Source organism: Massilia terrae, assembly GCF_024753145.1.
Taxonomy (GTDB): Bacteria; Pseudomonadota; Gammaproteobacteria; order Burkholderiales; family Burkholderiaceae_D; genus Telluria; species Telluria terrae.
This window is the reverse complement of the sequence record NZ_JANUGU010000002.1, coordinates 584,374-603,582: the sequence shown is the minus strand read 5'-3', so window position 1 is coordinate 603,582 and position 19,209 is coordinate 584,374. Positions and strand designations below refer to the sequence as shown.

At 67.4% G+C, this 19,209-nt stretch carries 13 protein-coding genes; 7 read left to right on the top strand and 6 right to left on the bottom strand.

What is annotated here, in order from left to right; genetic code table 11:
* Positions 1-67: 67 nt before the first annotated feature.
* From NX778_RS09950 to NX778_RS09940, 3 genes are all read right to left on the bottom strand, one after another.
* Entirely contained in the window at positions 68-1,675 is a 1,608-nt protein-coding gene (locus tag NX778_RS09950) for an ATP-binding protein (RefSeq protein ID WP_258811569.1), read from the bottom strand.
* Between the two features lie 167 nt (positions 1,676-1,842).
* Positions 1,843-2,922 carry a glycosyltransferase family 2 protein gene (locus NX778_RS09945; RefSeq protein ID WP_258811568.1) on the bottom strand — a complete coding sequence of 360 codons (1,080 nt, stop codon included), beginning with the start codon at positions 2,920-2,922 and terminating at the stop codon, positions 1,843-1,845.
* The gene (locus NX778_RS09940) at positions 2,867-3,736 is read right to left on the bottom strand and encodes a glycosyltransferase family 2 protein (RefSeq protein WP_258811567.1); all 870 of its coding nucleotides are present in this window, start codon (positions 3,734-3,736) and stop codon (positions 2,867-2,869) included. Before NX778_RS09940 ends, NX778_RS09945 begins: the two co-directional genes overlap by 56 nt.
* Positions 3,737-3,793: 57 nt before the next feature.
* Here NX778_RS09940 and NX778_RS09935 point away from each other — a divergent pair, with 57 nt between their 5' ends.
* The 3 genes from NX778_RS09935 to waaF are packed head-to-tail and all read left to right on the top strand — an operon-like array spanning position 3,794 to position 7,783.
* Complete coding sequence (locus NX778_RS09935) at positions 3,794-5,038, top strand: O-antigen ligase family protein (RefSeq protein WP_258811566.1); 1,245 nt, start codon at positions 3,794-3,796, stop codon at positions 5,036-5,038.
* Between the two features lie 55 nt (positions 5,039-5,093).
* On the top strand, positions 5,094-6,758 hold the full coding sequence (gene msbA / locus NX778_RS09930) for a lipid A export permease/ATP-binding protein MsbA (protein WP_370661328.1): 1,665 nt from the start codon (positions 5,094-5,096) through the stop codon (positions 6,756-6,758).
* Complete coding sequence (waaF, locus tag NX778_RS09925) at positions 6,755-7,783, top strand: lipopolysaccharide heptosyltransferase II (protein ID WP_258811564.1); 1,029 nt, start codon at positions 6,755-6,757, stop codon at positions 7,781-7,783. Before msbA ends, waaF begins: the two co-directional genes overlap by 4 nt.
* An 85-nt stretch (positions 7,784-7,868) precedes the next feature.
* Here waaF and NX778_RS09920 read toward each other — a convergent pair whose 3' ends face one another.
* Together NX778_RS09920 and NX778_RS09915 are read right to left on the bottom strand one after the other, a co-directional pair.
* Positions 7,869-8,840 carry a DUF535 family protein gene (locus NX778_RS09920; protein WP_258811563.1) on the bottom strand — a complete coding sequence of 324 codons (972 nt, stop codon included), beginning with the start codon at positions 8,838-8,840 and terminating at the stop codon, positions 7,869-7,871.
* A gap of 363 nt (positions 8,841-9,203) precedes the next feature.
* On the bottom strand, positions 9,204-11,459 hold the full coding sequence (locus tag NX778_RS09915) for a family 1 glycosylhydrolase (protein ID WP_258811562.1): 2,256 nt from the start codon (positions 11,457-11,459) through the stop codon (positions 9,204-9,206).
* 117 nt (positions 11,460-11,576) lie between these two features.
* Here NX778_RS09915 and NX778_RS09910 point away from each other — a divergent pair, with 117 nt between their 5' ends.
* Positions 11,577-11,813 (top strand): hypothetical protein, encoded by a 237-nt coding sequence (locus tag NX778_RS09910; protein ID WP_258811561.1) that lies wholly within the window; start codon positions 11,577-11,579, stop codon positions 11,811-11,813.
* On the opposite strand, the gene NX778_RS09905 is transcribed toward NX778_RS09910, so the two are convergent.
* Entirely contained in the window at positions 11,810-12,895 is a 1,086-nt protein-coding gene (locus NX778_RS09905; RefSeq protein WP_258811560.1) for a substrate-binding domain-containing protein, read from the bottom strand. The genes NX778_RS09910 and NX778_RS09905 overlap by 4 nt on opposite strands.
* Positions 12,896-13,021: 126 nt before the next feature.
* Here NX778_RS09905 and NX778_RS09900 point away from each other — a divergent pair, with 126 nt between their 5' ends.
* From NX778_RS09900 to fdhF, 3 genes are read left to right on the top strand one after another with little or no spacing between them, the layout of a single operon-like run.
* On the top strand, positions 13,022-14,662 hold the full coding sequence (locus tag NX778_RS09900; RefSeq protein WP_258811559.1) for an OFA family MFS transporter: 1,641 nt from the start codon (positions 13,022-13,024) through the stop codon (positions 14,660-14,662).
* A 59-nt stretch (positions 14,663-14,721) separates the two neighbouring features.
* A complete protein-coding gene (locus NX778_RS09895; RefSeq protein ID WP_258811759.1) occupies positions 14,722-16,419 on the top strand; it encodes an NAD(P)H-dependent oxidoreductase subunit E in 1,698 nt (565 codons plus the stop codon).
* On the top strand, positions 16,416-19,208 hold the full coding sequence (fdhF, locus tag NX778_RS09890; protein WP_258811558.1) for a formate dehydrogenase subunit alpha: 2,793 nt from the start codon (positions 16,416-16,418) through the stop codon (positions 19,206-19,208). Before NX778_RS09895 ends, fdhF begins: the two co-directional genes overlap by 4 nt.
* The last annotated feature ends 1 nt before the right edge of the window (position 19,209 follow it).

Below are 19,209 nucleotides of genomic sequence, written 5' to 3'. Positions count from 1 at the left end.
CTATAGCCCGGCCAGCGGATGCTGTCCGCTTTCGAGCGGTGATGACGGCTATTCGTGCGGCTGATTGCTAGGTTGACAGCGCCGACACCTTGGCCAGCAGCGCGTTCATCGGGAAGGGCTTGGTCAGGAGCTCCATCTGCGCCGGCAGCGATTCATTCTTCATCACGGTGCTCTCGGCGTAGCCAGTCACCAGCAACACCGGCAATTCGGGCAGCTGGCTGCGCATGATGTCGGCCAGCTGGCGTCCGCTCATCCCGCCCGGCAGGCCGATGTCGGTCACCAGCAGGTCCGGCGCCGGGCCGCACTGCAGCTGGCGCAGCGCGGCATGGGCGTCGGCGGCCTGCTGCACGGTGTAGCCATGCATTTCCAGCACCTCGGCCATCACGCCGCGGATGCTGTCCTCGTCGTCCACCACCATCACCAGTCCCTTGCCGTCGCCATCGCCGGCAGGCGGCGGCGCTTGCCGCGCTTGCGAGGCGCAGCGCGGCAGCGTGATGCGCACCACGGTGCCGCTCCCCGCTTCGGACTGGATGCGCACGTGGCCATGCGACTGGGTGGCGAAGCCGTACACCATCGACAGCCCGAGGCCGGTGCCCTGGCCCAGCGGCTTGGTGGTGAAGAAGGGATCGAAGGCGCGCGCCACCACGTCCGGCGTCATCCCGGCGCCGCTGTCGCTGACGGTGATCACCACGTGCTCGCCCGGCGCCAGGCCGGGATGCTGGGCTGCGGCCGCCGCGTCGAGCGTGGCGTTGGCCGTCTCGATGCGCAGGATGCCGCCGTCCGGCATGGCGTCGCGCGCGTTGTTGGTCAGGTTGAGCAGGGCGTTCTCCAGCTGGACAGGATCGCAGAACACGGGCCACAGCTCGGGCGCAAGCCTGGTGTCGAGGCGGATCGCCGGGCCTGCGCTGCGCTCCAATAGGCCGCGCATCGACAGCACCAGTTCGTTGACGCCGGTCGGCTTGGGATCGAGCGCCTGGCGGCGCGAGAAGGCCAGCAGCCGGTGTGTCAGCGCCGCCGCGCGGCGGGTCGCGCCGAGCGCGGTCTCGATGCGCTCGACCAGTCCCGTGGTCTGGCCCATCTTCAGGCGCAGCTTCATCAGCTCCAGGTGCCCGGCGACGCCGGCCAGCATATTGTTGAAGTCGTGCGCCAGGCCGCCGGTTAGCTGGCCCACCGCTTCCATCTTCTGCGACTGGCGCAGCGCGTCCTCGGCCAGGCGCGCCTGTTCGCGCTCGCGCAAGTCCGCCATCGCCTGCACCTTGGCGGTGGTTTCATGCACGGTGCACAGGATGCCTCCCACCGCGCCGCACTCGTCGCGCACCGGGCTGTAGGAGAAGGTGTACCAGGTCTGCTCGGCGTAACCGTGGCGCTGCAGGACGATCGGCAGGTCCTCGACGTAGCTGGCTTCGCCCGCGAAGGCGCGGTGCGCGATCGGCCCGACCGTGTCCCAGGCCTCGGGCCAGACCTCGCGGAACGGCCGCCCGAGCGCTTCCTTGTCGCCCAGGATAGGCGCGTAGGCATCGTTGTAAAAAGAGATGAAGCCCGAACCCCAGCAGAAATAGCAGGGGAAGCGCGAGTTGAGTACCATCGACAGCGCCGTGCGCAGCCAGGCCGGCCATGCCTCGATCGGCCCGAGCGGGGTGGCCGACCAGTCGTGTGCGGCGATGCGCGCCGCCATTGTCCCGCCGCCTGTCAGAAATTGCAGGCTTGACTTCACAGCTTCCATCTAAATCCTGTCCAGCAAAAACGGGCCGGGCTAACGCCTGTTCGATAGCTCCGATCGCCCCAAACCTGCCAGTATCAGGAATTCCAGACGTGCAAGGCGCACGATTGATGTCAATACAGCTAGTTCGCCATGCGTTGCCACAGCTTGAGCTTGCGGCTGGCGGCCTTGGCCAGGGCGAAGGTGAAGCTTTCGCGCAGCGACTGGCGCACCTGGCCGGCGGCCACGCGGTCCTGGGCCCGGTTGCGCGAGGGCAGGGCGCCTTGCTCCATCGCCGCCAGCACGCGCTCCGGCGCGTGGAACAGGCTGTCGAGGAACATGGCCTTGACCTGTTCGCGCGCGCAGCGGCCTTCGCTCCAGCCCAGCTGGTAGGAGTTCTTGACGATGCCGATGTAGAAATAGCAGGCCGCGACGTCGATCTGCAGGCGCAGCGCCTCGCTCATCGGGCGCTGGGCAAAGGCGGTGCGCACCTGGCGCAACGCCGCGGCAAAGTCGGTGCACCAGCGCGGCGACACCGACTTGGTGATGCTGGCCGGATGCTGGCGGTAAGCGATGGTGGGGATCGCCAGCCGGTACAGGCTGGCGCATTGCGACAGCAGGCAGGACAGCACCGCGACGTCCTCGTACACGCGGCCCGGCGGGAACACCGGCTGCGGCAGGCGGAAGTAGATCGCGCGCTTGATGACGTTGGCCCACACGTACATGTGGCGGTCGGAAAAGAAGGTCTGGAGGATGGCGTCGCCGTCGGTGAGCAGCTGGGCGCGCGGGTAGCCCAGCTCCGCGGTACAGGTCTTGCGTTCCTTGTTCGGGCACCACCACTGGAAATCGCAGGCGATGACGTCCGGCTGGTGTTCGGCGATGGCGCTGCCCAGCGCCGCCAGCGATCCCGGCAGCAGGAGGTCGTCGGCGTCGACGAAGGCGATGTAGTCGCCGCGCGCTTGCTGCAAGCCGGTATTGCGGGCGCCGGACACGCCCTGGTTCGCCTGGCGCACCACGCGGATCGCGTGTTGCGGGTGGCGTTGCGCCATGGCGTCGGCAATGGCGGCGGTGGCGTCGCGCGAACCGTCGTCGATGACCAGCAGCTCGTGCGCCGGGCCCATCTGGGCCACGATCGCTTTCAGGCAGGGTTCGATGAAGTCCTGGGCGTCATAGGCGGGGACGATAATCGACAGTACCGGATGCGCCGGCGAATTCGTGTTCATGTTCTTTCAGTCCCTTGACCGCTTGCGTCGTTTTGTTGGCGGCGCGTTCAAGCACCACGCGCCGGTTGCTCGACTCCTGGTCGCGCTGGGCTTCGCGGTGCCAGAGGTGGAATACCTCGGTGGCAAACGCGCCGTCCTTGCGCAGCACGCCAGCATGAAACAGGCGCACCACCAGGTCCGAATCTTCATGTCCCCAGCCGGTGAAGCTTTCGTCGAAGCCGTTCACCAGTTCGAGGTCGGCGCGCCAGACGCCGAGGTTGCAGCTCTTGATGCGGCGCCAGGAAAAGCGCCGCCGCACGCGGCCCGCGTCGGGCCAGCGCACCAGCAGCTGCAGCACTTTATTGAGGTCGCCCTTGAAGCGGTAGCGCAGCTTGTCGGCCAGCGACAGGCTGCCAAGATCGATGTGTTCGGCCAGCACGCGCGCCGTGAGCGCCTGGCTCAGCAGGATGCGGCTGCCGGACACCAGGAAGCCAGGCTGCATCAGCGCGCGGTGGCGCGCGATGAAGTCGCGCTGCGGCACGCAATCGCCATCCAGGAACACGATGTAGTCGCCGTTCGCTGCAAGCGTGCCACGGTTTCGTGCCATCGCGGCGCGGAATCCGTCGTCCGGCTGCCAGACATGTTTGAGCGGCACCGTCGAGCGCGCGGCCAGGGCGGCGATGCAGTCGCGCGTGTTGGCAGTCGAGCCATCATCAGCGATAATGATTTCGAACCCCTTGTCGTCCTGCTCGAACAATCCTTCCACTACCGCGGCCAGCGCGTCCGGCCGGTTGTAGGTAGTGATGACGACAGAGATGGTTTTCGCGTGATGCATGTGAAGCCGTTTCGATTGTGTAGTGACAGTGCGCCAAGCATATCTACAAAAATATGAATGAACAATAAGTTGACGCATTCGACGGGGCCGCTGCAGGCTTGGACAGCCGCGCTGGTCTTTTTACTCCCGTTCCTCAGCCTCGTCACTTTGTTCGGCGTCAGCGCCACGAGCTTCCTGTTCCTGTTGTCGGCCATGCCACTCTACCTGCGCGGTCGCGCGGCGGTAGGGTACAGCTGGCCCGAGGTGCGGTGGGTCGTTTTTGCATTCTTTTACTACTTCGCCTTCGCCGCCCTGTGCTACATGGTGCGGCCGGTGGCGCCGCTGTCCAATCTCGAAAAGCCGGCCCGCATGTTCTTCGCCATCAGCGCGCTGATGCTGGTGCTGGTGGCGCGGCCTTCGCGGCGCGCCCTGTGGTGGGGGGTGATCGCCGGGGCGCTGGTGGCGCTGCCGCAGGTGGCCTGGCAGCGCATCGTGCTGGACATCGAGCGTCCGGGCGGGCTGCTGAACGCGATCACCTTCGGCGACCTGTCTCTGTGCCTGGCCCTGCTGGCGCTGGCGGCCGCCGTCGATTTCCGTTCCAGCACGCGGCAGGCCGTGTGGCCGGCGCTGGGCGCGCTGGCCGGGCTGGCGGGCTCGGTGCTGTCCGGCACGCGCGGCGGCTGGATCGCGCTGGCGCTGGCGCTGGTGGTGTTCGTGCGCCATGGACACTTGGTGCCGAGCCGGCGCGTGCGCGCGCTGCTGGCGGCCAGCTTCGCGCTGTTCGCGGTGGCGTGGTTCGTGCCGGCGCTGGGCATGCAGGAACGGGTGCTGCAGGGCGTGTCCGACGTGCGCACCTGGATGGACGGCGGCAGCGCGTTTTCCAACGTCGGCATCCGGCTCGAACTGTGGAAGGGCGCCGCCATGCTGGTGTCCGAGCACCCGTGGTTCGGGCTCGATCCGGCCGAATACAAGGCCCAACTGGCGCAGTGGGCGGTGGCCGGAAAAATCGACCGGGTGGTGCTTACCATGCCGCACATGCATAATGACGCCTTGCAGGCGCTCGTGACCGGCGGCTTGCCGGGCCTCCTGGCCTGGTTCGGCATCATGGCCGCGCCCTTTGCCTTTTTCGCAAAGGCGATGCGCAGCGGCGCCGGCGGCGCGTTCGCGCCGGCACTGGCCGGCATGCTGCTGGTGGTCTGCTACTTCAGCTTCGGCCTGACCGAAGTGATTTTCTGGTCTGTCAAAGGCAGCCTGTTCTACGCGCTCATGGTCTTTCTGCTCATGGGCTTCTGCCTGATCGAGAAGGAACGAATTGGAAAATAGTGTAATCGTCAAGCGCCTGTGGGGCTACATCAAGCCATACAAGATGCGCGGGCTGATGTCGATGCTCGCGATGGCGCTGACCGCGGCGACCCAGCCGCTGCTCGGCAAGGCGCTCGAGCTGCTGATGGATAAGGGCTTCAAGGAGAAGGTGCCGTTCAGCCTGTGGCTGATCCCGGCGGTGCTGGTCTCGATCTTCATCCTGCGCGGCATCGGCACCTTCGCCACCGCCTACCTGAACAACTGGGTGATCAGCCGCGTGCTCAACGACATGCGCGCGCAGGTGTTCGAACGCCTGCTGCGGCTGCCGGTAGCGCGCTTCCACGAGGAGTCCACCGGCCGCATCATCAACACCGTGGTCAACGACGTGCGCCAGGTGGTGGACATGATCAGTTCCGTGTTCGTGGCCGCGATCCGCGACACGCTGGTCGTCATCGGCCTGATCGCGGGCCTGTTGTACCTGAACTGGAAGCTGACCCTGGTGGCGGTGATCATCCTGCCGCTGACGGCGGCGATCGTGCGCACCACGACCGGCCGCCTGCGCCGCCTGAACCGCGAGAACCAGCGCGTGACCGCCGAGATGACCCAGGTGGTGGACGAGGCCGCGCGCGGGCACCAGGTGATTCGCGTATTCTCCGGCGAGGCTTACGAGCGGCGCCGCTTCCACCAGCGCAGCCAGGCGCTGCTTGGGTTCTCGCAGCGGATGACGGTGGCCTTCGCGGCCACCACGCCGGTGACCCAGATCGCCACCGCGGTGGCGCTGTCGGTGGTGGTGGTGCTGGCGGTGCAGTCGAAGATGACGGCCGGCGAGTTCACCAACTTCGTGACCCTGATGCTGATGCTGCTCACGCCGATGAAGGCGCTGGCCGAGATCAACGGCCCGATCCAGCGCGGCATCGCGGCCGCCGAAAGCGTGTTCGAGATGATCGACGCGCCGGTCGAGGAAGACACGGGCAGCCGCGTGCTGGGCCGCGCGCGCGGCCACCTGCAATTCGAGAACGTGTCGTTCCGCTATCCGGCCGCGCACGCGCAGGCACTGTCCGGCGTCACGCTCGACATCCAGCCCGGCACCACGCTGGCGCTGGTCGGCGTGTCCGGCGGCGGCAAGTCCACGTTCGTGAATCTCGTCACCCGTTTCTACGAGCCGGAGGCCGGGCGCATCCTGCTCGACGGCGTGCCCTACCGCGACCTGGCGCTGACCAGCCTGCGCGGGCAGCTGGCGATGGTGAGCCAGAACGTGGTGCTGTTCGACGACACGCTGGCCGCCAACGTGGCCTACGGCGTCGAGAAAATCGACGAGGCGCGGCTGGATGCGGCGATCCGGGCCGCCCACCTGGCGGACGTGGTGGACAAGCTGCCGGAAGGCGTGCGCACCATGATCGGCGAGAACGGCATGCGCCTGTCGGGCGGGCAGCGCCAGCGGGTCGCGATCGCGCGCGCCATCTACAAGGACGCGCCGATCCTCATCCTCGACGAGGCCACCTCGGCGCTCGACAACGAATCCGAACGCGCGGTGCAGGCCGCGCTCGACACCCTGATGGCGGGCCGCACCACGATCGTCATCGCGCACCGCCTGTCGACCATCGAGCGCGCCGACAGTATCGCGGTCATGGAACATGGCCGGGTGGTGGAGCAAGGCACGCACGACGAGCTGCTGGCCTTTGACGGCATGTACGCCAACCTGTACCGCCTGCAGTTCGCGGCCGCGGTGACCGAAAAATGAGCCAGTTGCGCACCCTCGTCATTTCGCCCAACTGGATCGGCGACGCGGTGATGGCGCAACCGCTGCTGGCGCTGCTCAAGGCCCGGCATCCGGAACGCCCGATCGACGTGCTGGCGCCGCCGGCGGTGGCGCCGGTGTGGCGCGCGGTGGCCGAGGTGGACACCGTGCTGGAGACGCCGTTCCGCCACAAGGCGCTGCAGCTGAAGGAACGCTGGCGCTACGCGCGCCTGCTGCGTGCGCGCGGCTACGCGGACGCCTACGTGCTGCCTAATACGATCAAGTACGCGCTGATTCCCTGGCTGGCCGGGATCCGGCGCCGGGTCGGCTACAAGGGCGAGATGCGATATGGCCTGCTCAATGTGGTGCATCACGATGACAAGCCGGCGCGGCCGATGATGCCGTTCTATGCGGCGCTGGCGCAGCCGCCATCGCTGCCGGCGCCGCGCGATGTGACACGGCCAAGTTTGGCGGTGCCGGAGGAGCGTGTGCGGGAGACCTGCGCGCGCCACGGGATCGACATCGCGCGAAAGCTGGTTGTGTATGCGCCGGGCGCGGAATTCGGCCGCGCCAAGCGCTGGCCGCCGCGCCATTTCGGCGAGCTGGCGCGCAAGATCGTGGCGGATGATCCGCAGGCGCAGATCGCGCTGCTCGGTTCGCCCAAGGACCGCGAGACTTGCGACGAGGTGGTGGCCGCGGCCGGGGAGGCGGCGTCGAACATGCTGAATCTGGCCGGGGCGACCAAGCTGGATGAGGCGGCGGCGCTGATCGCGCAGGCCGATGCGGTGGTGACCAATGATTCGGGGCTGATGCACATTGCGTCGGGGCTGAACAAGCCGCTGGTGGCCTTGTATGGGCCGACGGATCCGCGCCATACGCCGCCGTCGTCGGAGTTCGCGCGCTGGATCTGGCTGCACATCGAGTGCGCGCCGTGCCAGCAGCGGGAGTGCCCGCTGGGGCATCACAATTGCATGGAAAAGTTGGGAGCTGATATGGCTTGGCAAGAGCTCAGGCCGATGCTCAAGTAGCGGGTCTGCTTGCAAAATGGGGTTCCCGCGCAGGCGGGAACCCCATTTTGCAAGATCAGTGTGAACGTTTGATCTGGCCCGCAGCTCAGACCGAAGCCAGCGCCAGGCGCTGGCGCCGGATCCCCATCCGCTGATTGACCCCAGCCGCCATCGCCATCATCAGCTCATGGCGCTTCCTGGCCTCCGACCGCTTCTTTGACGGGATCGATTCAAGATCAAGCTCCGCCAGCGGCGCGCACGGCAGGCAGAAGTCGCCGTCGTCCATGCGCTGGGCGCCCATCTCTTCCCACACCTGATCGTAATCCGACAGCACGCGGCCCTTGCGCATCGCGCTCTGTACCACGCGGTTCTGATTCGACACCAGCAGCATTCGCCCGCAACCGAATTCGTAGCCGAGCTGGCGCACCAGCGCGACCAGGGTCTGCTTGGGCCGCAGCCCGTGCAGGTCGCGCGTGGCGGCGCGGATCGCGTCCATCGTGCCTTCGGCTTTCCCACCCTGCATGCAGCCGATGCTGACCGCATGGCCTTCGCCGCGCCAGCCGAAGGTGAACGCCACCGCGTACAGCATGGTGTCGCCCTGCCACAGCTGCAGCACCATCTCGCCTTCGCGCTCCAGGCAGGTGCCGACCGCGCGCAGCGTGATCTGGTAAGGCAGGCCGCTCTTGCCTTCGAAGGCGGCGAGGCGCACGCCGGTGGCGCTGGCCTGCATCAGCAGCGGGCCGAGGCCGCGCTCGAACACGAACTGGTAGTGCGAGGCCAGCAGCGAGATGCGCGCCTCCATCGGCACGGTCGCGCTCAGGTAGGGGCGGTAGATCTTATACAGGAAGCGCGGCCAGTTGCGCACGTATTCCGAGAACGCCGGGTGCGAATTGAGCAGCTGCAGCCAGCGCCGGGTCGCGCGCCGGTGCGCCATCGCGCGCGCTTTCAGCTTGAGCAGCTCGCGCCAGTACGCCAGCGGCTTGAGCTCGCGCGAAACGCCGGAGCTGATCGAGATCGAGGGCCGCGCATTGGCGACCATGTGTTCGGCCCAGCCGGGCGCGCTGGAATACAGCTTCATGGCAGTACGCTCCCGCCGGTGGCGAAGACAGGTCCAAGCGACATTTGAGCGACAAACAGCGACATACCAGTGACAAATGTAAAGTTAGGTAAGCGTCAAGTAACGCTATGTAACTCAGTGTATCCACAAAAATTCGCCTCGTAAATATTTTTTATGTCTGGACAAAATATCTGCTCAAGTTTGTGCGCGAAACCCATGAGCGCTGTCCACTTTCTGCTACGAAATCGTCAATTTGGAGTGAAATGTTCTTGTAAGCAATTGTTTCAATGCAATTGATGCCCTGCAGCATGGCTGCGGCAAGCATGCCGCGGGCATGCCCCCGGCGGGCGCCGGGGCGGTGGGGAATTGACATTTGGACGCCGCTCAGCTTGCGTAGCTGGCCGTGTCCTCGCCCTGCAGGTCGTTGGCGCGTTCGGCCACCGCTCGTACGAAGCGGGCCAGCGCATCGTCGAGCGGCGGCATGATGATGCCCCGTTCGCTGGCCAGCGCGCTGTTGCGTGGACGCGCCGCCGGCTGGCCGAAGCTGTCCCAGGTGCGCGGCTCGACCGCGGCCGGCTCCAGGCCGGCGGCGGCAACCGCGCGCCGCGCCAGTTCGGCCCAGCTCAGCGCCTCGCCGTTGGACAGGTGCCAGATGCCGCGCTCGCGGTCGATCAGCAGGTCGAGCGTGGCGTCGACCAGGTCCGGCACGTAAGTCGGCGTGACCACCAGGTCGGCCGCCGCCGCGAAGCGCTCGCCGCCATCGATGGTGTTGAGCGCCTGCGTGACGAAGTTGTGCGCGTCCCACGGGCCGAAGAAGGCGCTGCTGCGGATCACCAGCGCCTGCGGGTCGGCGTCCAGCACCCGGCGTTCGGCTTCCAGCTTGCTGCGGCCGTAGACGTTCAGCGGCGCGGCCTGGTCCGATTCGACGTAGGGCGCGTCCTTGGCGCCGTCGAACACCAGGTCGCTGGAGAAGGTGACGAAGCGCAGCGCGTGGCGCAGGCAGGCCAGGGCCAGCACGGTCGGGCCGTGCGTGTTCTCGCGCATGCAGCGTTCGGCATCGTGTTCGGCGGCGTCGACCCGCACGTAGCCGCCGGCGTTGATGATGGCCCACGGCTTGAAGCGCACGATCGCCGCTTCCACCGAGGCCGGGTCGGCGATGTCCATCTCCTGCCGCGTCAGCACGTGGCAGGCCAGGTTGCGCTGTTCGCAGATGCGCGCGAAGGCCGAGCCCAGTGTGCCGCTGGCGCCGGCGATCAGGATCGGCTGGACCAGGGCGGTGCGGGCCTGGCTGTGCACCGCGAAGTCGGCCACCGCGGTGCGCGTGGCCACCGGCTTGCACAGGAAGCGGCCGGGCCGGCGCCACCAGCCCTGGCCCTGCAGCACCGGGTTCGACAAGGGCCGGCTGGTGGCCAGCTCGCGCATCATGGTCGCCAGCGCGGTGGCGCGCGGTTCGGGCCCGCGCACGTCGAACGGCCCCGGCTCGTAATAGCCGCGGCATTCGGTAACGAGGCAGTTCCAGTCGTAGGAACCGAGCAGCGCCCACACCGTCACCGCGCGCACGTCGGCGCCTTGCCGGCGCACCTTGTGCGCCGCGCTCCAGATCTCCAGCAGCCAGCGCAGCTGGTCCTCGCGGTTGGCGTCGATGTGGGCCTCGGTCACCACCAGCGGCAGGCCGTAGCGGTCCCAGGTCTCCTGCAGCAGCGGGCCGATGCCGGGCGTCGGCGTCGCCAGCGCACGCGCGGTCTCGATGTCGGCCAGGTCGATGCCGCGGACGGTGTGGCGGTGCGCGGGCGGATAGCGCTCCGGCCGGTGGTCGAGCCAGCGCTCGCTGGTGATGTAGTAGTTGACACCGATGACGTCGGGCGGGCAGGGGTTCTGCGCGAACCAGCGCAGTTCATCTGCGCCGGCGTTCGATGCGAGCAGGTAGTCCCACAGCGCGTGGCCGGGCGCCACCTTCCCGCACAACAGGTCCCAGGCCAGCCAGCGGCGCTCGTTGTAGAAGGTGGCCAGCTCCGCCAGCTCGGGCGTGCTGTAGGTTCGCGACAGGTCGTCGGTCTGCACCAGCTTCGCATTCGGGTTCACCGCGCGGATCGCCTGCATCGACAGCACCACCGCGCGGCACTGGTTGAGCAGGGCGCGCACGAAGGTCGCGTCGTCCGAGCCGTGCGGATACCACACCCCATTCAGGCCCGAGAAGCGCGCTGTCGTCAGCGGCTCGTTGACCGGCGTGTAGTATTCGACCCAGGGATAGCGCCGCGCCACCGCGCCCGCGAATTCGGCCAGCTGTTCGGCGAAGCGCGGGTCGACCAGGCTGGTATGGCGCGGGCCGCTGCCGTGGTGGACCAGGCCGACGATCGGGTTCACGCCGAGGTCGCGCAGCGCGGGCAGGCGCTCGTCCGGCCAGCTCCAGTCGGCAGTGTCGATGCCGTCGGGCGCGGTGCGCTCCCACAGCACCGGGTAGCGGATCGCCTTGATGCCGAGCGAAGCGAAACGTTCGATGTCCTGCAGGCGCCCGGCGTGGCCGTTGCGGTCCATCTGGCTGAAGTAATTGTCGCGCACGCGGTTGACCGTACACTCCAGGCCGCCCCAAAGCTCCAGGTGCGAAGCGGGTGCCGGGAGGGTCGTAGGGATCTCGTTCATGTAGCATCCTGAGTTTGTTGGCCAGGCATTAGCCTAGTCGGCGGCAACTATCGCTTGTGTTGGCCAGCGAACATAGTGAGGCGATTTCGGACTAGTCCTACTTTTCGGGGGATCAAGATGTATATGGTGTACTGGACCATCGTGGACGAAGACCGGCACACGCCGCACCAGCGTCCGTTCGACACCAGCGAGATGGTGCCCGCGATGCAGTTCATGGAAGAGCTGCGCGCGCGCCAGCGCGGCGGCGAGGGCGTGCGTTTCGTGACGATGTGTTCCGAGCACCCGGACCTGGTGGGCCATCCCGGCGTCGACGTGACCGGGCCCGGATACAACTGGAAGAAGCGGCGCCGCTAGGCCTGGCGCGCCGGCTCGGGGAAGGCTTCGCCCATGCTTTCGATGATGCCGGTGTCGCGCGCGTCGTAGCCGGGCAGCGCGTCGACCATCGCGTGGTAGGTCTCCTGGCGCAGGATGGCGAGCAGTTCGCGCATCAGCGGCTCGTCCAGCGCGTCGCTGCGCAGCGCGAAGAAGTAGCGCTCCTCGCTCAGCGGGATGAAGTCGAGGTTGAAGCGCGCGGCGGCTGGCCGCACGCCCAGGCCGACGTCGCCCATGCCACTGGCGATGTAGGCCGCCACCGCCGAGTGCGTGAACTCGGCGCTGTTGTAGCCGTTGACCGATCCGGGCGCGATGTTCGCCTCGCTCAGCATCATCTCCATCAACAGCCGCGTGCCCGAGCCCACCTGGCGGTTCACGAAGCGCACGCCGGCGCGCGTCAGGTCGCGCAAGCCTTCGATGTGAAGCGGATTGCCGCGCGCGACCATCAGGCCCTGCTCGCGGCGCGCGATGTGCACCAGGCAGTGCTGGGCCGGATCGAGCCAGCGCAGGTAATGGGCCAGGGTGCGCTGTTCGAAGCGCCCCACCGGCACGTGGAAACCGGCGAGATCGCAGTCGCGCTGGGCCAGCGCCGCCAGCGCATCGCCGCAGGCGCGGTAGCGCAGTTCCACCGGCAGTTCGATCCGGTTCAGGAAGCCGGTCAGCGCGGCCACCGCGAAACCGTGGCTGGCGTCCATCCGCACTTTCTGCAGGCCGCCCTGCATCACCTTCGACAGTTCGTTCTCGAGTTCCGACGCCAGGCTGTCGAGCGTGGGCGACAGCCGCGCCGCGATCCGGTGGTCGGCCCACACCAGCTTCTGCGCCAGCGGCGTCAGTTGGGTCCCGCGTCCACGGCCGCTGTCGATCAGCTGCTGGCCGAACAGGCGCTCGGCCTCGCGCAGCAGTCCCCAGGCGTAGCGGTAGGACAGTTTGACGTTCTTGGCCGCGTGCGCGATCGAGCCCGTCTCGTGGATCCCCACCAGCAAACCAAGCAGCGCCGCCGTGTCGAGCGGCGGTTCGTTATGGAAACTGATTTCCCAATGAGGGCGGATGTGGACGCGAAGCATATGCTGAAAATAGCCTATTTTTAGTTGATTTGCATCATGTTAGTCTCGCAAAAAACAAAAATAGTTGTCGGGAAAATATGCTTTTAAAAGCATATTTAGTGTCATATAACGATAAATGGAGGAGCAATGGCATTACTCGATTTTTTGAACAAAGAGCATACGGTCGCGGGGCCGTCCTTCAACCGCTGGCTGGTGCCGCCGGCCGCGCTGGCGATCCACCTGTGCATCGGCATGGCCTACGGGTTTTCGGTGTTCTGGCTGCCGCTGTCGAAGGCGATCGGCATCAAGGAATCGGTGGCCTGCCCGGCCGACATGAGCTTCATGGCCGAAGTGTTTTCCACCACCTGCGACTGGAAGATCTCGATGCTGGGCTGGATGTACTCGATGTATTTCGTGTTCCTCGGCCTGGCCGCGGCGCTGTGGGGCGGCTGGCTCGAACACGCGGGTCCGCGCAAGGCCGGCGTGGTGTCCGCGCTGTGCTGGTGCGGCGGCCTGGTGATCTCGGCGCTAGGCATCTACACGCACCAGATCTGGCTGATGTGGGTCGGCTCCGGCGTCATCGGCGGCATCGGCCTCGGCTTGGGCTACATCTCGCCGGTGTCGACGCTGATCAAGTGGTTCCCGGACCGGCGCGGCATGGCGACCGGCATGGCGATCATGGGCTTCGGCGGCGGCGCCATGGTCGGCGCCCCGCTGGCGGACAAGCTGATGAAGCACTTCGCGACCCCGACCTCGGTCGGCGTGTGGGAGACCTTCCTCGCGCTGGCCGCGATCTACTTCGTGTTCATGATGGCCGGCGCGCTCGGCTATCGCGTGCCCGCCGCCGGCTGGAAACCGGCAGGCTGGAACCCGCCGGCCGCCAAGGCCGAGAACAAGATGATCACCACGCGCCATGTGCACGTGAGCCGGGTGTGGGGCATCCCGCAGTTCTGGCTGGTGTGGGGCGTACTGTTCCTGAACGTCTCGGCCGGCATCGGCATCCTCGCGATGGCCTCGCCGCTGCTGCAGGAAGTGTTCGGCGGCCGGCTGATCGGCGTGAACCTGACGTACAACGAACTGGACACCGCGCAGAAGGCCCAGATCGCCGCGATCGCGGCCGGCTTCACCGGGCTGCTGTCGCTATTTAATATCGGTGGCCGCTTCGCCTGGGCCTCGTGCTCGGACTACATCGGCCGCAAGGCGACCTACTTCGTCTTCCTGGTGCTGGGGCTTATACTTTACGCGTCGATCCCGACGCTGGCGCACGCGGGCAACAAGGCCCTGTTCGCAGGCTTCTTCTGCATCATCCTGTCGATGTACGGCGGCGGTTTCTCGACCGTGCCGGCCTATCTGGCGGACCTGTTCGGCACGCAGAACGTCGGTGCGATCCACGGCCGCCTGCTGACCGCATGGTCGGCCGCCGGCGTGCTCGGCCCGACGCTGGTGAACTATGTGCGCGAGTACCAGCTGGCGCACGGCGTGCCGAAGTCGGAGGCTTACGACATGGCGATGTACATGCTGGTCGGGCTGCTGGTGCTGGGCCTGGTCTGCAACCTGATGGTGCGGCCGATCGCGGACAAGTACTTCATGACCGACGATGAGCTGGCCACCGAAAAACGGCTGGCGCGCGAGCGCGAGGTGCAGGTGTCGGCCGGCGCCGGCGGCGCGGCGGTGGGCACGGTGCGTAGCAACCCGGCGGTGGCCGTGTTGGCCTGGGCTGCTGTGGGCATTCCCATCATTTACGGCGTGTCGGTGACCTTGCAGAAGGCGGCTGTACTGTTTAAATAAGCGATACCGCCGTTCCCGCGCTTGCGGGGACGGCAGAGTTAATTTCAGAGATTCCAATGATGAACCACCCCGTCATCCCGATCGCCTTGCAAGGCGCATCACGCCAACGCAAGCGCGAGGCGCCCAAGGGCCGCCGCGTCGATCCGCAGGCGCTGCAGGAAGTGCGCGAACTGCTGGGCGAGTCCTCGCGCCAGCGCGACCTGCTGATCGAGCACCTGCACAAGATCCAGGACCGCTTCGGCTGCCTGTCGAGCGCGCACCTGGCCGTGCTGGCACAGGAGATGCGCCTCGCGCAATCCGAGGTGTACGAGGTGGCGACCTTCTACCATCACTTCGACGTCGTCAAGGAAGGCGAGGCCGCACCCGCCGCGCTGACGGTGCGCGTGTGCAGCGGCCTGTCCTGCGAGATGGCCGGCGCCAGCGCGCTGCTGGAGCGCCTGCCCGCGATCCTCGGCCGCGAAGTGCGCGTGCTGGCGGCGCCCTGCATCGGCCGCTGCGAGCAGGCGCCCGCCGCCGTGGTGGGCCAGAACCCGGTGCCGTATGCCAGCGAGCAGGCCATCGTCGCCGCCGTCGCGGCAGGACACATCAAGCACGAACCGGCGGGCTACGCCGGCTACGACGAATACAAGGCGCAGGGCGGCTACGCGCTGTTGCGCGCTTGCGTGGACGGCCAACGCAGTGCCGACGACGTGATCGCGACGCTGGAAGCATCGAGCCTGCGCGGCCTCGGCGGCGCCGGCTTCCCGACCGGGCGCAAATGGCGCATCGTGCGCGCCGAAACCGGTCCGCGCCTCATGGCGATCAACCTCGACGAGGGCGAGCCGGGCACCTTCAAGGACCGCGTCTACCTGGAACGCGACCCGCACCGCTTCATCGAAGGCGCGCTGATCGCCGCCTGGGCGGTCGGCATCGAGTCCATCTACATCTACCTGCGCGACGAATACCACGGCTGCCGCACGCTGCTCGAGCAGGAGCTCGGCCGCTTGCGCGCCGACCCGCCGATCCCCAACATGCCGCAGATCGAGCTGCGGCGCGGCGCCGGCGCCTATATCTGCGGCGAAGAGTCGGCCATGATCGAATCGATCGAAGGCAAGCGCGGCATGCCGCGCCTGCGCCCGCCCTACGTCGCGCAGGTCGGCCTGTTCGGCCGGCCCACGCTGGAGCACAACTTCGAAACCCTGCACTGGGTGCGCGAGATCCTGGAGAAGGGCGCCGACTGGTTCGCCGGCCACGGCCGCAACGGGCGGCGCGGCCTGCGTTCGTTCTCGGTCTCGGGCCGCGTGCGCGAGCCCGGCGTGAAGCTGGCGCCGGCCGGCATCACGGTGCGCGAGCTGATCGACGAATACTGCGGCGGCATGCTGGACGGGCACGCCTTCTACGGCTACCTGCCTGGCGGCGCCTCCGGCGGCATCCTGCCCGCGTCGATGGGCGATATCCCGCTCGACTTCGATACGCTGCAACCCTACGGCTGCTTCATCGGCTCGGCCGCGGTGGTGATCCTGTCCGACCAGGACAGCGCCACGGCGGCGGCGCGCAACACGCTGCGCTTCTTCAAGGACGAATCCTGCGGCCAGTGCACCCCGTGCCGCGCCGGCACCGCCAAGGCGCTGGCGATCATCGAGCAGCCGCGCTGGGATACGGCGCTGCTGGCCGAACTGTCGCAACTGATGCGCGACGCCTCGATCTGCGGCCTGGGCCAGGCGGCCCCGAACCCGTTCGACTGCGTCATCAAGTACTTCCCGCAGGAGCTGGCATGAATGCGATTACCCGAACCGTGCGCTTTGAGCTGAACGGCCGCGAGGTCGAGGCGATGGAGCACGAGACCATCATCGAAGTGGCGAAGCGCGAAGGCGTCGAGGTGCCGCACCTGTGCTACAAGGAAGGCATGGAGGCTGTCGGCAACTGCCGTTCCTGCATGGTGGAGATCAACGGCGAGCGCGTCCTCGCGCCGTCCTGCTGCCGCCATCCCTCGCAGGGCATGAAGGTGAGCACCGACAGCCCGCGCGCCGTCTCGGCGCAGAAGCTGGTGCTGGAGCTGCTGCTGTCGGATATGCCGGAAACCGAATACACGCGCCACAACGAAGTGGACCAGTGGGCCGGCAAGCTCGGCGTCGGCAAGCCGCGCTTCGCGCCGACCCGCGCGGAGCCGGTGGAAGACCTGACCCACGCCGCGATCGCGGTCAATCTCGACGCCTGCATCCAGTGCACGCGCTGCGTGCGCGCCTGCCGCGACGAGCAGGTGAACGACGTCATCGGCCTGGCCTTCCGCGGCGAGGGCGCGAAGATCGTGTTCGACCAGGACGACCCGATGGGCGCGTCCACCTGCGTGGCCTGCGGCGAATGCGTCCAGGCTTGCCCGACTGGCGCCCTGATGCCGGCGCGCGGCGTAGCGCTCGACCTTCCGGACAAGCGGGTCGATTCCGTGTGCCCTTACTGCGGTGTCGGCTGCCAGCTGACCTACAACGTCAAGGACAACAAGATACTGTTCGTCGAGGGGCGAGACGGCCCGGCCAACCACGGCCGCCTGTGCGTCAAGGGCCGCTACGGCTTCGACTACGCGCACCATCCGCAGCGCCTGCGGACGCCGCTGATCCGCCGCGAAGGCATGCCCAAGACCGGCGACTTCACCATGGACCCGGACCGCGTGCTGGAAGTATTCCGCGAAGCGACGTGGGACGAGGCGCTGGCGCTGGCCGGCGGCTCGCTCAAGCGGATCCGCGACACGCGGGGCAAGCATGCGCTGGCCGGCTTCGGCTCGGCCAAGGGCAGTAACGAGGAAGCCTACCTGTTCCAGAAGCTGGTGCGCACTGGCTTCGGCAGCAACAACGTCGACCACTGCACACGCCTGTGCCACGCCTCGTCGGTGGCGGCGCTGCTGGAAGGGATCGGCTCCGGCGCGGTGTCGAATCCGGTGATGGACGTGACCCAAGCCGAGGTAGTGATCGTCATCGGCGCCAACCCGACCGTCAACCACCCGGTGGCCGCCACCTGGATCAAGAACGCCGTGCGCGCCGGGACCAAGCTGATCGTGTGCGACCCGCGCCGCTCCGACCTTGAGCGCCACGCGCACCGCTACCTGCAGTTCAAGCCCGACACCGACGTCGCCATGCTCAACGCGATGATGCACGTGATCGTGACCGAGCGCCTGGTGGACCAGGACTTCATCGCCAGCCGCACCATCGGCTACGAGGAGCTGGAGAAGAACGTGGCCGGCTACAGCCCGGAGGCGATGGCGCCGATCTGCGGCATCGATGCGGAGACGCTGCGCTACGTGGCGCGCCTGTACGCCACGTCGAAGGGCTCGATGATCCTGTGGGGCATGGGCGTGTCGCAGCACGTCCACGGCACCGACAACGCGCGCTGCCTGATCGCGCTGGCGCTGATGACGGGGCAGGTGGGCCGTCCCGGCACCGGCCTGCATCCGCTGCGCGGCCAGAACAATGTGCAGGGCGCGTCCGACGCCGGCCTGATCCCGATGATGTACCCGGACTACCAGCGTGTCGACAACCCGGCCGCGCAGGCCAAGTTCGAACAGGCCTGGGGCGTCAAGCTCGATCCCAAGCCCGGCCTGACCGTGGTCGAGATCATGGACGCGATCGACGCCGGCGCGATCCGCGGCATGTACATCATGGGCGAGAACCCGGCCATGTCCGACCCCGACGCCAACCACGCGCGCGCCGCGCTGGCCTCGCTCGAGCACCTGGTGGTGCAGGATATCTTCCTGACCGAGACCGCCTACCTGGCCGACGTGATCCTGCCCGCGTCCGCGTTCGCCGAAAAGACCGGCACCTTCACCAACACCGACCGGCTGGTGCAGCTCGGCCGCCAGGCCATCGACCCGCCGGGCGAAGCGAGGCAGGACCTGTGGATCATCCAGCAGATGGCGTGCCAGCTCGGCCTGGAATGGAACTACGGGCATGTGTCCGAGGTCTTCGACGAGATGCGCCGCACCATGCACAGCATTGGCGGCATCACCTGGGACCGTCTGGAGCGCGACGGCGCCGTGGTCTACCCCTGCGTGAACGAGGGCGACGCTGGCCAGCCGGTGGTCTTCACCGACGACTTCCCGCGCGAAGACGGCCGCGCGCGCTTCGTCCCGGCCGACATTATCCCGGCCAATGAGCGCCCCGATGCCGACTACCCGTTGGTCCTGATCACGGGCCGCCAGCTCGAACACTGGCACACCGGCAGCATGACCCGCCGCACCGCGGTGCTGGACGCGCTGGAGCCCGATCCCGTGGCGCTGGTGCACCCGCTGGACCTGGAGCGCATGGGCGTCAAGCCGGGCGAGGTGATCACCATCGAATCGCGGCGCGGCAAGGTGGCGCTGTATGCACGCGCCGACGACAGCTCGCCGGCGGGCGCGATCTTCGTCCCGTTCTGCTACTACGAAGCGGCCATCAACCGCCTGACCAACGCGGCGCTCGACCCCTTCGGTAAAATCCCCGAATTCAAGTACTGCGCCATCCGCGCCACCCCGGGAGGGGAGGTCGCACCGCAGGGTTCCTACGGTGGCGGCCGGGTTTTGGAGGGCATGGCACAATAAT

What these genes read in the sequence shown, in the direction of transcription:
- NX778_RS09945 (WP_258811568.1), bottom strand. Translation starts at nt 2,922, where the DNA reads ATGAACACGAATTCGCCGGCGCATCCGGTACTGTCGATTATCGTCCCC.
- NX778_RS09920 (WP_258811563.1), bottom strand. Translation starts at nt 8,840, where the DNA reads ATGAAGCTGTATTCCAGCGCGCCCGGCTGGGCCGAACACATGGTCGCC.
- NX778_RS09935 (WP_258811566.1), top strand. Translation starts at nt 3,794, where the DNA reads ATGAACAATAAGTTGACGCATTCGACGGGGCCGCTGCAGGCTTGGACA.
- waaF (WP_258811564.1), top strand. Translation starts at nt 6,755, where the DNA reads ATGAGCCAGTTGCGCACCCTCGTCATTTCGCCCAACTGGATCGGCGAC.
- NX778_RS09910 (WP_258811561.1), top strand. Translation starts at nt 11,577, where the DNA reads ATGTATATGGTGTACTGGACCATCGTGGACGAAGACCGGCACACGCCG.
- msbA (WP_370661328.1), top strand. Translation starts at nt 5,094, where the DNA reads ATGTCGATGCTCGCGATGGCGCTGACCGCGGCGACCCAGCCGCTGCTC.
- NX778_RS09905 (WP_258811560.1), bottom strand. Translation starts at nt 12,895, where the DNA reads ATGCTTCGCGTCCACATCCGCCCTCATTGGGAAATCAGTTTCCATAAC.
- NX778_RS09900 (WP_258811559.1), top strand. Translation starts at nt 13,022, where the DNA reads ATGGCATTACTCGATTTTTTGAACAAAGAGCATACGGTCGCGGGGCCG.
- NX778_RS09940 (WP_258811567.1), bottom strand. Translation starts at nt 3,736, where the DNA reads ATGCATCACGCGAAAACCATCTCTGTCGTCATCACTACCTACAACCGG.
- NX778_RS09895 (WP_258811759.1), top strand. Translation starts at nt 14,722, where the DNA reads ATGAACCACCCCGTCATCCCGATCGCCTTGCAAGGCGCATCACGCCAA.
- NX778_RS09915 (WP_258811562.1), bottom strand. Translation starts at nt 11,459, where the DNA reads ATGAACGAGATCCCTACGACCCTCCCGGCACCCGCTTCGCACCTGGAG.
- fdhF (WP_258811558.1), top strand. Translation starts at nt 16,416, where the DNA reads ATGAATGCGATTACCCGAACCGTGCGCTTTGAGCTGAACGGCCGCGAG.
- NX778_RS09950 (WP_258811569.1), bottom strand. Translation starts at nt 1,675, where the DNA reads ATGGCGGCGCGCATCGCCGCACACGACTGGTCGGCCACCCCGCTCGGG.